This window comes from Nitrosomonas cryotolerans ATCC 49181 (assembly GCF_900143275.1).
In the GTDB taxonomy this organism is placed as follows: Bacteria; Pseudomonadota; Gammaproteobacteria; order Burkholderiales; family Nitrosomonadaceae; genus Nitrosomonas; species Nitrosomonas cryotolerans.
On the sequence record NZ_FSRO01000001.1, the window covers coordinates 1,651,213 to 1,664,111 of the forward strand.

General features: G+C 41.2%; 9 protein-coding genes. 6 read left to right on the plus strand and 3 right to left on the minus strand.

Annotated features, from left to right (window positions below; translation table 11 throughout):
• The first annotated feature begins 10 nt into the window (after positions 1-10).
• The 4 genes from BUQ89_RS07400 to BUQ89_RS07415 all read left to right on the plus strand — a co-directional run bounded on the left by BUQ89_RS07400 (position 11) and on the right by BUQ89_RS07415 (position 6,324).
• On the plus strand, positions 11-1,234 hold the full coding sequence (locus BUQ89_RS07400; protein ID WP_074202553.1) for an RNA-guided endonuclease InsQ/TnpB family protein: 1,224 nt from the start codon (positions 11-13) through the stop codon (positions 1,232-1,234).
• Between the two features lie 505 nt (positions 1,235-1,739).
• Positions 1,740-2,969: a pyridoxal-phosphate-dependent aminotransferase family protein gene (locus tag BUQ89_RS07405; RefSeq protein ID WP_028462506.1), complete on the plus strand. Its 1,230-nt coding sequence runs from the start codon at positions 1,740-1,742 to the stop codon at positions 2,967-2,969.
• Between the two features lie 489 nt (positions 2,970-3,458).
• Positions 3,459-4,433, plus strand: a complete 975-nt coding sequence (locus BUQ89_RS07410) for an MraY family glycosyltransferase (protein WP_245812935.1) — start codon at positions 3,459-3,461, stop codon at positions 4,431-4,433.
• A gap of 1 nt (position 4,434) precedes the next feature.
• Complete coding sequence (locus BUQ89_RS07415) at positions 4,435-6,324, plus strand: polysaccharide biosynthesis protein (protein ID WP_028462504.1); 1,890 nt, start codon at positions 4,435-4,437, stop codon at positions 6,322-6,324.
• Positions 6,325-6,432: 108 nt separating this feature from the next.
• Here the strand turns inward: BUQ89_RS07415 and tnpA are convergent, their stop codons facing one another.
• On the minus strand, positions 6,433-6,801 hold the full coding sequence (gene tnpA, locus BUQ89_RS07420) for an IS200/IS605 family transposase (RefSeq protein WP_245813039.1): 369 nt from the start codon (positions 6,799-6,801) through the stop codon (positions 6,433-6,435).
• Between the two features lie 78 nt (positions 6,802-6,879).
• Here tnpA and BUQ89_RS14375 point away from each other — a divergent pair, with 78 nt between their 5' ends.
• Together BUQ89_RS14375 and BUQ89_RS14380 are read left to right on the plus strand one after the other, a co-directional pair.
• Positions 6,880-7,638, plus strand: a complete 759-nt coding sequence (locus tag BUQ89_RS14375; protein ID WP_218612777.1) for an RNA-guided endonuclease InsQ/TnpB family protein — start codon at positions 6,880-6,882, stop codon at positions 7,636-7,638.
• Positions 7,548-8,114 carry an RNA-guided endonuclease InsQ/TnpB family protein gene (locus tag BUQ89_RS14380; protein WP_281250621.1) on the plus strand — a complete coding sequence of 189 codons (567 nt, stop codon included), beginning with the start codon at positions 7,548-7,550 and terminating at the stop codon, positions 8,112-8,114. The genes BUQ89_RS14375 and BUQ89_RS14380 overlap by 91 nt, the downstream gene beginning before the upstream one ends.
• A gap of 86 nt (positions 8,115-8,200) precedes the next feature.
• Here the strand turns inward: BUQ89_RS14380 and BUQ89_RS07430 are convergent, their stop codons facing one another.
• Together BUQ89_RS07430 and BUQ89_RS07435 are read right to left on the minus strand one after the other, a co-directional pair.
• On the minus strand, positions 8,201-10,699 hold the full coding sequence (locus BUQ89_RS07430; RefSeq protein WP_051537766.1) for an EAL domain-containing protein: 2,499 nt from the start codon (positions 10,697-10,699) through the stop codon (positions 8,201-8,203).
• Positions 10,700-11,071: 372 nt separating this feature from the next.
• The gene (locus BUQ89_RS07435; protein WP_083399577.1) at positions 11,072-12,835 is read right to left on the minus strand and encodes an ABC transporter transmembrane domain-containing protein; all 1,764 of its coding nucleotides are present in this window, start codon (positions 12,833-12,835) and stop codon (positions 11,072-11,074) included.
• Positions 12,836-12,899: the final 64 nt, after the last annotated feature.

The window sequence follows — 12,899 nt, forward strand, 5'->3', positions numbered from 1 at the left end:
AATTATAACCATGAAGCAGATTATACGCAAAGCCTTTAAATCACGACTCAATCCAAATTCTGACCAAGTACAGAAGATGGTTGAGTTTGCAGGTGCTAATCGGTTTGTTTGGAATAAAGCCTTAGCAATGAATCTGTTCAGATTAGAGCAGAAACAGCCATTGCTTTGGTACAACGAGTTGTCATTTTGGCTAAAGCTATGGAAATCCTCAGAAGATTATGGATTTCTAAAAACCGTTCATTCTCAACCGTTGCAACAAGCCTTAAAAAACTTAGAAAAAGCGTTCAAAGACGGTTTTGATAAAAAACAGCCTTTAAAACGGATTCCAAAATTCAAGAAAAAAGGTTTGAGTGACAGCTTTCGTTATCCACAAGGATTTAAGCTGGAGCAAGAGTCTAGCAAAGTGTTCTTGCCTAAAATCGGTTGGGTGAAATATCGTAATTCACGCCAAGTCATTGGTGACGTTAAAAATATGACGATTTCCCGTAAAGGCGGTTATTGGTACGTGTCGATTCAGACTGAGTACGAGACCGAGCTAAAGCGTCATAGCTCAACCAGTATGATTGGTGTTGATATGGGCGTTACCCGCTTTGCAACCTTGTCAGACGGCTCATACGTAGAACCTTTAAACAGTTTCAGAAAGTTATCAAAGAAACTGGCTTTTGAACAGCGTAAGCTGTCTAAAAAAGTCCGTTTCTCTGCTAACTGGAAAAAGCAGAAACAAATCATTACCCGACTGCATGAGCGTATTGCCAATGCTCGTTTAGACTTCTTACACAAAACCTCAACCGAAATCAGCAAAAATCACGCAATGGTCGTAGTTGAGAATTTAAAGATAGGAAACATGTCTAAGAGTGCCAAGGGCAGTGTTGAAAAGCATGGTAAAAACGTCAAAGCGAAATCGGGTCTAAACAAATCCATTCTTGACCAAGGATGGGGAATGTTCGTTTCGTTTTTGGAGTATAAACAGGCTTGTTCAGGCGGGGATGTATTGAAGGTAAACCCTCAATACACCTCTCAAACCTGCCCTGGATGTCAACATGTTAGTCGTGACAATCGCAAAAGCCAAAGTGCTTTTGAATGTACAGAATGTGGATTTAAAGCCAATGCCGACTTGGTAGGTGCCTTGAATGTACTTGAGCGAGGGCATCGCTTGTTAGCCTGTGGAGTTGAAACGTTAGTTTCGTCTAAGAAGCAGGAACCAGTGGCAGTAGCAATACAAACCTACTCTTAACGGCTTAATAAGTCGCTAGGAATCCCCTTCGTTTAGGAAGGGGAGGATGTCAAGACACCCGATAGTAGTAAATCGATTTAATGCGTTGCATTCACCGGTCGAATTCGCTGTCTGTTGCTTCGGGATATCCTGAAACAGAATAATTTGTTATCTGTCGAATTGAATATAAGCGATTAGTATCGCTAAGAGTGGATGGATGCCATATCTTTTGCTTCTTTATGCATGTTTTTGAGCTTTCTATCAATGGAGCGTGGTTTTGTTTATAGTAAACTTTGCGATCACTTGATAAAATCACTATTTCTTACATAAAGAATGACTGGTTTATTTATGAGCTCATAGCCTAGTGCTTAGCATCCTCCATCTTATCGTTTAGATCTTGATGATAGAATAGCTATTGTCAGTGATGTGTGTCTTGATCTGGAGGATCTTATCCCATCATCTATCCGGCTCATAATTCATCAGAGACTCTATAACAAAATCAGTTTACATTAATTTAGGATTGTTCATGACTATCGAAGATTTTCGTCCCACTCAAAAAATTACTACATTTTATCCACCGCAACGTGTTTTGATGGGTCCTGGGCCATCCGATACACATTCGCGTGTATTGTCAGCTATGGCCAGGCCAACGTTGGGCCACCTGGATCCGGTATTTACCGCCATGATGGAGGAACTAAAGAGCCTGTTGCGTTATGCGTTTCAGACTAAGAATCTGATGACTTTTCCTGTTTCCGGGCCCGGTTCTGTTGGGATGGAAATGTGCTTCGTCAATATGATTGTTCCAGGTGATAAGGTTATCGTATGCCGTAATGGTGTGTTTGGATCGCGTATGATTGAGAATGTGGAACGACATGGTGGTGTAGCGGTCGTCGTGGATGATAAATGGGGTGAGCCAGTCGATCCACAAAAAGTAGAGGATGCGCTAAAGCAGAATCCGGATGCAAAAATCTTAGCTTTTGTTCACGCTGAAACATCGACGGGTGTGTTATCGGATGCAAAGACGCTATGTGAATTGGCTCATCGCCACGGTTGCCTTAATATAGTGGATACGGTTACTTCGCTTGGTGGCTCGCCTTTGAAAGTAGATGAGTGGGGTATTGATGCGATTTATTCGGGCAGCCAGAAATGCTTGTCTTGCCCTCCTGGCTTGTCTCCTGTCAGTTTTTCCGAACGTGTAATCGAATTAGTCAAAAATCGCAAGGAAAAGGTGCATAGCTGGTTCATGGATTTAAACTTGTTGTTGGGTTACTGGGGTACAACCCGTACTTATCATCATACAGCACCTACAAATGCGCTCTATGCCTTGCATGAGTCACTGTTTATGTTGTACGAAGAAGGGTTGGAGCACTCCTGGGCACGTCATGATCGTAATTACAAGGCTTTGAAAGCAGGACTGGAAACTTTTGGTATGAAGTATGTGGTCGATGAGCGATACCGGCTACCGCAACTTAATGCAGTATATGTACCTGAAGGCGTCGATGAAAAAGAGGTTCGACGCAGACTGCTTGATGAATATAACCTGGAAATTGGTGCAGGGTTGGGTGATTTTGCCGGGAAAATCTGGCGTTTTGGTTTGATGGGCTACTCGAGTAAAATTGAAAATATTGTGTTGTGTTTGAATGCGCTTGAAACCGTATTTTCTGATATGGGCATGAAGCTTGAACATGGTGCAGCAGAATCTGCAGCACATCATAGTTATGCCGCTAATCCGATGCCATCCAAGTTTTCGGAATAATCTGGCCATTCTGGTCGAATTCCTGCCATCTTCTGTATCTTAAAAGAGAGAGGATGGCATCAGTATAATTCATGAATCGTATTAATAGGCTGGTCAGGTGCTCAGTGTATTTTAACGATTGTAGTGAATAAGATGGAGAAGGCGAAAACAGACTGATGTGCTTCTTGGAATACGCTACGATGAGAAAATCAAAGCGATTTCATATCAGTCTGCTCCATGTGCTCATTTATATGACCCGTCAGGTTTCCGGATCTGGTAGATTCATGGAATTCTGAAACAAGGATGCGTGAAATTCTTCTAATAAGAATGCGATGGGATACAGTGGAATTATTCGATATTTTTGTAGACTGGACAAGCCAAGCGGTATGATAGGGTAATTGTTCATTGTATTTCTGTCGATTGCGTTCTGTATATCAATATAGTACGTATCGTTTACTCACTAACTAATTTTTACAGGATAATCCAGTCACTATGGTATTGGAGTTTTCCTTGTCAGTAGTTTCAGCACCGCTGTTATCATTCGTGGTCGCATTTTTTTCTATTTTGTGGTTAATAAAAGGGAAAGCTTTACGGGTATTAGATTATCCCAATTCCCGTTCTCTTCATGCCGTGCCTGTGCCACGTATCGGCGGTATTGGCCTGATGTGCGGAGTATTGACTGCCTGGATACTGTTTTCAGCCGTGTTGCCGGTATCTGTATGGGTAGGCATTAGCCTGCTATTAGTGATATCACTGATTGATGACATTTGGAGTTTGCCAATTTGGTGTCGGCTATTAATACATAGTCTTGCTGCTGCTGGATTTTCTACTATGCTGTTACTGGATATGTATGGCTGGGTAGCCGTGTTTTTGACCTCAATTGTAATTGTCTGGATGTCTAACCTGTATAACTTTATGGATGGTTCAGATGGATTAGCAGGTGGCATGACAGTGATCGGGTTCGGCTATTATGGCTTGTTCGCGTTATTTTCTGGCCACAACGAATTTGCTATGATTAATTTTTCTATCGCTGCTGCTGCTATGGCTTTTTTATTATATAACTTTTATCCCGCACGTATTTTTATGGGAGATGTCGGTGCGATTCCTCTGGGATTTCTGGCAGCAGTATTGGGTATATTGGGATGGATTGATGGCTTGTGGTCATTATGGCTACCATTATTGATATTTTCGCCATTTATTATGGATTCCACAGTGACGCTTATAAAGCGGGGTTTGCGAGGTAAAAAAATCTGGCAGGCGCACTGTGAACATTACTATCAACGTGTGCTGCGCAGTGGCTTGGGGCATCGTAACACCGCATTGCTTAGTTATATTCTGATGTTGGCTGTTGGTGCTAGTGCCATGTGGGCGGCGTATCAAGATTCCTCTGTGCAGTATTGGATCAGCGTAATTTGGAGTGGTATTTATTTAACACTCATGCTCGTTTCTGATCGTTATCAGAGACATTATTCCAGCAAGGAATAGAATGTTCGCAAGTAAATTTGGTATACGTACATTCATTGCGTTCGTTCATGATTTTACCGCAGTTATTGCGGCTTGGTGGTTTGCATATTTATTTTGTTTCAATTTCAAGATTCCTTCTTTTTATTTGGCACCATTACTGGAGATTTTGCCTTGGGTCGTGCCAATCCAGGCAGGTACCTTTTTGTGGTTTGGACTCTATCGGGGCTTGTGGCGCTATGCGAGCCTACCCGATCTGAAGCGTATTTTCCTGTCGGTGATACTGGGTACGCTTATTGTATCGTTGGTATTACTCGTGCTTGGATTCTTGGATGGTGTGCCTCGTTCAGTGATTTTCTTGGCTCCGATGCTTTTGCTGCTTTTAATGGGCGGGACTCGTCTCATGTATCGCGCATGGAAAGAACGCCGCCTGTATAGCCTGGAAAATTATGAAGGTAAGCTAGTATTAATACTCGGAACAGGTAGCACTGCCGTGAGTCTTGTAAAAGACCTGGCTCGTAGTCGTGACTGGCATGTTGTGGGTATGTTAGATGATGATCCAAGAAAGCTGGGAACACGATTACATGGCATTCGTGTACTGGGTGTGATAGATGATTTGCCTCACTGGGTACAGAAATTGAATGTCGGTCACGTCATTATTGCAATGCCTTCAGCTTCTCGTCGTATTCATCGACACGCATTGGAGATGTGTTCAAATATCGGTATCAGGGCAATGACCGTTCCCTCTTATGTAGATTTGATTAGTGGTAAGACGACGATATCGCAGATTCGTGATATCGAACTGGATGATTTGCTGGGAAGAGCCCCAGTAGTGCTGGATAATGAGGGATTGCACGGCTTATTAACCGGAAAGACAATCTTGATTACCGGGGCAGGTGGCTCGATTGGATCAGAACTATGCCGGCAGATTGTTGCGTTTAAACCGGGTCGCCTGGTGCTGCTTGAACTGAATGAATTTGCACTTTATAGTATTCAGGAGGAGTTTCAATCCAATTTTCCTGAAATCAATATGTCGTTTGTCATTGGTAATATAAAAGACCGTGCGCGACTTGTGCAGCTATTTGAGCAATTTCACCCTGCAGTAGTATTTCATGCAGCAGCCTATAAGCATGTGCCGTTGATGGAAAATGACAATGCCTGGCAGGCATTGTCAAATAATGTAATGGGGACTTATATTCTCGCCCGTACTGCAATCGACTTCGATGTAGAGAAATTTGTGTTGATTTCAACTGATAAGGCTGTGAATCCTATTAGTATTATGGGTGCGAGTAAACGCCTGGCGGAAATGGTTTGCCAGGCCTTGCAGCAATATGTTTCCAGCGCTAAAAAAAACGATCAGAACGGAAAAACATATAAAACTTGCTTTGTGATGGTACGTTTTGGCAATGTGCTGGGGAGTGCCGGTAGCGTCATTCCGAAGTTTCGTGAGCAAATTGCCAGGGGCGGCCCGATTACGGTGACGCACCCTAAAATGACGCGTTATTTCATGTCCATTCCAGAGGCGGCCCAATTAGTGTTGCAGGCTGGTTTAATGGGCGGTGATAAAGGCGGGGGGGAGATTTTCGTATTGGATATGGGAGACCCTGTCAGAATTGTTGACCTTGCTGGTGATTTAATCCGTCTATCTGGTTTGGGAGAGGAGGATATCCGTATCGTCTACAGTGGATTACGCCCTGGTGAAAAATTGCATGAAGAATTGCTGGCAGCCAATGAAAGTACGCTACCTACTCATCATGCTAAATTGCGCATTGCTCAAGCAAGCCAGATTGATGAACAATGGCTCACCGAACTGATCACATGGTTTGATCAACATCCGGTGTTAAGTGATGCGGAAGTTAGATGTGAATTACCAACCTGGGTTCCTGAGTATTCATATAAGGAGATGGACGCTTGATCATAGAGTCATGCATAAGTTAAACAGGGTTGCATTGCATTCTTTATCAAATAGCGCGTAAAACTTCGTCCTTCAGGGCGGAGATATAAGCGCACAGGCGAAGCCTGTTTAATGCGGTCTTTGCTGTTGTTCAATATATTGCTTAATAATCGAGAGTGGTGCTCCACCACAACTACCCGCAAAATAGCTTGGACTCCAAAGCATATTACCCCAAAGCTTATTTTTAATTTCGGGATAATTCTTTTTGCGAATAAGTCGGCTTGAAACGCCTTTCAAACTATTTACCAAGTTAGAAATAGCAATTTTTGGTGGATAGTTAACTAAAAGGTGAATATGATCATGCTCACCGTTAAATTCCACCAATTCTGCTTCAAAATCCAAACACACGTTTTTAAATATTTCTTCCAAATCAATTAATACCCTTCCGGAGAAAACATCTCTACGGTATTTTGTTACAAAGACCAAATGAACATGAATATTAAAAACCTAATTTCTTCCTGTTCTTACATCGTTATTAACTTGCATAGACAAATTCCTTTTTGTATAATTATAACCATGAAGCAGATTATACGCAAAGCCTTTAAATCTCGACTCAATCCAAATTCTGACCAAGTACAGAAGATGGTTGAGTTTGCGGGTGCTAATCGGTTTGTTTGGAATAAAGCCTTAGCAATGAATCTGTTCAGATTAGAGCAGAAACAGCCATTGCTTTGGTACAACGAGTTGTCATTTTGGCTAAAGCTATGGAAATCCTCAGAAGATTATGGATTTCTAAAAACCGTTCATTCTCAACCGTTGCAACAAGCCTTAAAAAACTTAGAAAAAGCGTTCAAAGACGGTTTTGATAAAAAACAGCCTTTAAAACGGATTCCAAAATTCAAGAAAAAAGGTTTGAGTGACAGCTTTCGTTATCCACAAGGATTTAAGCTGGAGCAAGAGTCTAGCAAAGTGTTCTTGCCTAAAATCGGTTGGGTGAAATATCGTAATTCACGCCAAGTCACTGGTGACGTTAAAAATATGACGATTTCCCGTAAAGGCGGTTATTGGTACGTGTCGATTCAGACTGAGTACGAGACCGAGCTAAAGCGTCATAGCTCAACCAGTATGATTGGTGTTGATATGGGCGTTACCCGCTTTGCAACCTTGTCAGACGGCTCATACGTAGAACCTTTAAACAGTTTCAGAAAGAGTTATCAAAGAAACTGGCTTTTGAACAGCGTAAGCTGTCTAAAAAAGTCCGTTTCTCTGCTAACTGGAAAAAGCAGAAACAAATCATTACCCGACTGCATGAGCGTATTGCCAATGCTCGTTTAGACTTCTTACACAAAACCTCAACCGAAATCAGCAAAAATCACGCAATGGTCGTAGTTGAGAATTTAAAGATAGGAAACATGTCTAAGAGTGCCAAGGGCAGTGTTGAAAAGCATGGTAAAAACGTCAAAGCGAAATCGGGTCTAAACAAATCCATTCTTGACCAAGGATGGGGAATGTTCGTTTCGTTCTTGGAGTATAAACAGGCTTGTTCAGGCGGGGATGTATTGAAGGTAAACCCTCAATACACCTCTCAAACCTGCCCTAGATGTCAACATGTTAGTCGTGACAATCGCAAAAGCCAAAGTGCTTTTGAATGTACAGAATGTGGATTTAAAGCCAATGCCGACTTGGTAGGTGTCTTGAATGTACTTGAGCGAGGACATCGCTTGTTAGCCTGTGGAGTTGAAACGTTAGTTTCGTCTAAGAAGCAGGAACCAGTAGGCAGTAGCAATACAAACCTACTCTTAACGGCTTAATAAGTCGCTAGGAATCCCCTTCGTTTAGGAAGGGGAGGATGTCAAGGGATATGAATTTTGTAACAGGCCGTTACTGAGGCAATGTTTTAAATATCTTTGTCTAATTGATGAGTGAAATCAACGTCTAATAATGCGCTAATCTGATCACTGGGGACAGGATGACAAAAGAAATAACCCTGTATGATTTGACAACCCAATTCGCGCATGGCCAATGCCTGATCTCTAGTTTCGACACCTTCTGCAACTAGTTTATAGTTAAGTGCGTTGGCCAAACTAATGATCGCGCCCACAAGTAACGCAGTATGGGAGCTTGTTAATACATCATCAATAAATGTTTTGTCGATTTTAATACAGTCTAGCGGCAATTTTTTTAATGAAGCGAGGCAAGAATACCCGGTTCCGAAATCATCGATAGCAATTTTCACGCCAAGCTGTCTCAACTGATTGAATATTTCGACATGTCCTTTTGTTTGCATCGCACTTTCGGTAACCTCTAATTCTAGATATTGAGCGGGAATGTTAGTTTTCATCAGTAAATCCCGAACCGTGCCAGGTAATGAAGCATCCTGAAAATGTAATGGTGAAATATTGACAGCTACTTGAAGATAGGGTAATCCAGATGCGCGCCATTGCGCGATTTGTTCGCATACAGTTTGCAGTACCCAGTTGCCAAAATCGACGATCAAACCCAATTTCTCAATGTGAGAGATAAATTCACCCGGGTAGACAATAGCTTTTTCTGAGTGTTGCCATCGGACTAATGCTTCAACACTAGTGACCCGACCCGTGTGCATGGATATCTGCGGTTGAAAATGAAGGATAAATTGTTTTTTTTCACAGGCTTCGCGCAGTATTTGTTCTTTTTCCAAGCGAGAGGCGTCTTGAGTGGCCATATCTTGTGAATAGAAAACATAACATTGTTTTCCGGCCTGTTTGGCTGCATACATTGCGATTTCCGCTGCTTTCATTAATTCCGTTTCATTGTTTCCATCGCGTGGGAAAATTGCGATACCAATACTGATGCGGGGTTTGATTCGTTGATGACTAAGAAACAGTGGTTCATTTATTTGTTGCAAACAACGGTGCGCGATATTTGTAATTGATTCATCATTACTGATATCGGTTAAAAGAATACAAAACTCATCGCCGCCTAGGCGTGCTGTAAAACTAGCATAATTGGTTACTTCCTGTAAACGTTTAGCTACGGCTTTTAGGAACTGATCTCCGACGTTATGGCCTAAGCTGTCATTGATATCTTTAAAATCATCCAGATCGAGAAACAGGAGAGCAAATTTTTCGTTACGATTATTATTATTGGCTGTCCTGATAGCGATTGTGATATGTTCTTGATAATAAGTTCTGCCGGCAAGTCCGGTTAGATGGTCAAAATAGGCAAGGCGATGAATTTTATTTTCATTTATCTTGCGCTGTGTAATATCCTGGACTGTACCCGTAATGATATTTTGACCATTATCGATTATCTTGGTTATTTCCTGGTGTACAAAGATAATTTTGTTTTGAGAGACTTGTAATCGATATTCAATGTGTTGAGTAGTATCACTATAAGGTGCTGCCATGATCATTCTTTTAACGATCTGACGATCCTCTGGTGTGATCAGACGTATAAATCCTTCCAGAGTTGTCTCGAATATTTGTAGATTAATGTCACAGAAATCTGCCAATTGTTCTGACATTTGGAAGTGATTGTGTTCTACGTCCCAAATCCAGTAGCCTAAGCGCGCGATACGCTGGGCGGCTGAAAGTTGGTGTCGCTTATTTTCGAGCTCGATAGCGTTCCGATTGGCTCTCAATATAAATGCCAAGCGATGGATTAAAATAGGGTAGTTAAGTGGATTAACGATAAAATCAGTTGCCCCGCAATCATAAGCGCGATTAATAGAATCGATATTATCTAAACCTGTTGACATAATAATCGGTATGTTTGCGAGACTGGAATCTGCTCGTAATAGCTGGCAGGTACTGAAATCATTGAATTCATCCATTATGGCATCCAGTAAGATTAAATCTGGTTTTTGTTGTTTAATCTTTTTCAGCGCTTCTAAACCATTCTTGGCCTCATCGACAATAAATGCTGAAGCTGTTAATACCTCATTCGTGATAACGCGATAGATGGTATTACCATTGATTAATAAAATACGTTTATTATGGCTAGCGGGGTATACGTGTGTAGCGAACTTATTAGCCACTGTAGCGGGAACTTTGCTAAGCTCTTGGCGTAACGATAATAGAATATCGGGTAAGTTAAGTTTTATCGCCTGCAATAACGCATCGATACCCAGCGTGTGACCTTGTCTGGCAATTTTTTCCAATGAAGTTGCGTAGTCTGCCAATGTTTCTGCACCGAGGCTCTTACAGGCTGATTTAAAGCCATGCGCGATCTTAATTAATGTAGTGATATCTTTTTGATCTAAAGCATGTTGTAACATCTTTATTTCTTTAGGCGCTGTACTTAGAAATAATGAGATTGCTTTGCTAAGCAAGGTTTCTCCCGTTTCCACGGTAAATTGCCTTAAATTATCAAGTGCCGCAGCATTTAAGGTATTAGTGTCAGATAAGTGCTGCATATATGTTAGTTTGTATTGTAGGAAACTTTGCTTGTTTCTCGCGTTTGAATATCATTTTTCTAGCCTATCTCGCTATTATTGATTCTGATTTGGCAGTTATGATTAAGGATTATATTGATTGAATGGGAAAACAGATCATTAAGCTTAAAGTTTAACAGGTTGGTAGCGGACGGATGGGTATTATATTGTTGCTTGCAACAGGCATGTGTAGTTAGAAAGGTAATGAATATTCAGGTCGGTTATTTTGTTATCGATACAGAGTTGATGCGAAATATTATGCGCGTATTATCTGCTATAGAAGGCTCCGATGTGATTTTTGTCATTTGATTCAGGATTGGTTACTGTATCTCAGGTTTCTGAACATAGGTTTGTTCATTTGTGGGTATTTTTTGACGATTGCCCATCTCTGTTTGCTTTGAAAAGGGACTGAAAGAATTTGATACAATTTCCTTGTTTGGTAAATAATTTATTCCATTTTCTGGTTTCAGTAATTTTTCCATTTTCTAAGACGAAAATACGATCTATTTTTTCTGATAAGCAGTGTTGTTGCGTGATAATCAGTGTAGTGCGCCCCTGCATTAAGGATTCTAATGTGGCTTGCAGGTGCTGAGACTCAGAATTTATCGTCATGGGTACATCTTCCAGAATAAGGATAGGTGGATTTTTTAGGAATACACGCGCTATGGCAAGATATTGACACTGTTGTTCAGTAAGTTCTATTTCGCCTTCTCCAACATGAGTTTGTAAGCCTTGTGGCATTTCTCGAATAAAATCCATTGCATGAGAGGCCTGAGAGGCTGCTGTTATTTTAGCCTCACTAGCACACCGCATTGTTCCATATGCAATGTTAGCAGCAATCGTTTTGTCGAGTAATCCCTGATTTTGTGAAATCATGGCGATATTAGCGTGCAGGTTAGTCAGCTTCAGGTTCGCCACGTCATGTCCATCCAGTAATATCCTGCCACCTGTTGGGCAGAGGAAGCGTAGGATTAAATCCATGAAAATGGTTTTATCGCTACAATTAGGCACTATAAATGCAACAACTTCACCTGGCTTTATAACAAAACTAAGATTGTCGAGAACAGATTCTGCTTGTGAATGAAAGCTAAAGCTAACCCGTTCAAAAGTTAACTCTCCTTGTGCCGCTTCTATGACCATTGTTCCTGTATCTGGCTTAGATTCATACGTTAAGAATGAAAATAGATTTTCAATAGCCCGCTGCCCTTGTTGCAAGTGCTGATAGATACTTGAAATGCGTTGTACCGGTAAAATAAATATTAATATCGCTACAATGAAAGATCCGACATCTTCCATAATGATTTTATTGTAATAAGCCTGCTGGGTCATCAAATAAACGATTGCGGTCAGGATGAGGATAAGAATTGCTTGTCCTAAAGATATGCCAAGTGCCTTGATGACAACTTGATGCATTGTTGCCTGATACACCTGCTCAGCCTGACGCCTGAAGTGTTGCTTTTCGCGCCACAGGCCACCATAAAGCTTGATTGTTTTATAATTATCTATTGTATTTAAGAGTCCTTGAGTTAACGCCTCAGATATTTGACGTGCCTGTTGATTTGTTTTGTGGATGAGCCTGTCGAATAGCTGTATGGACAACACAATTATTGGTGCTATCAATAGTCCTAGTAATGAGAGCTCCCAGTTAAGATAAAACATCCAGGCAGTCAATCCGATGAGGGTGAGAGAATCTTTCACTAGTATGATGATGACGTTGGAAATGGTATGGGTGATTTGGTCTATATCAACAATGAATCTAGTGGCAAGATTGCAACGAGTTAAATTGTCGTGATATTGCACGGGCATGTTTAGCAGTTTGTGAAACATGGCTATGCGTAAATCTATTCCCAGTTTATTGCTCGCCGCATTGATCGCATGAATACTAATATAGCTCGCTGTGCCATATATTATGAATAGCATAATGATGGCTAATGCGACGAATTGGATTGACTCCGGGTCCTTATTAACAAAAATGCTGTTAAGTATCTGCTTGATGAATGCCGGTAGCATCGATAGCGTTAGCGCCATGATTGCCAAAAAAAGGATTGCTATTGATAGCGTTTTCCAATAGGGGGTAATCCATTTGAGTAGGCGACAGTAGTATTGAGTAATGATCATAGCGGATATATTTTGAAAGCTTCGTAAAATTGCAGTGATATAAAATCAGAGTAGAACGGCTGAT

Excerpts from the sequence above, each read along its gene's own strand:
- BUQ89_RS07430 (WP_051537766.1), bottom strand. The coding sequence starts at position 10,699 with ATGCAGCACTTATCTGACACTAATACCTTAAATGCTGCGGCACTTGAT.
- BUQ89_RS07400 (WP_074202553.1), top strand. The coding sequence starts at position 11 with ATGAAGCAGATTATACGCAAAGCCTTTAAATCACGACTCAATCCAAAT.
- BUQ89_RS07405 (WP_028462506.1), top strand. The coding sequence starts at position 1,740 with ATGACTATCGAAGATTTTCGTCCCACTCAAAAAATTACTACATTTTAT.
- BUQ89_RS07415 (WP_028462504.1), top strand. The coding sequence starts at position 4,435 with ATGTTCGCAAGTAAATTTGGTATACGTACATTCATTGCGTTCGTTCAT.
- BUQ89_RS14375 (WP_218612777.1), top strand. The coding sequence starts at position 6,880 with ATGAAGCAGATTATACGCAAAGCCTTTAAATCTCGACTCAATCCAAAT.
- BUQ89_RS07435 (WP_083399577.1), bottom strand. The coding sequence starts at position 12,835 with ATGATCATTACTCAATACTACTGTCGCCTACTCAAATGGATTACCCCC.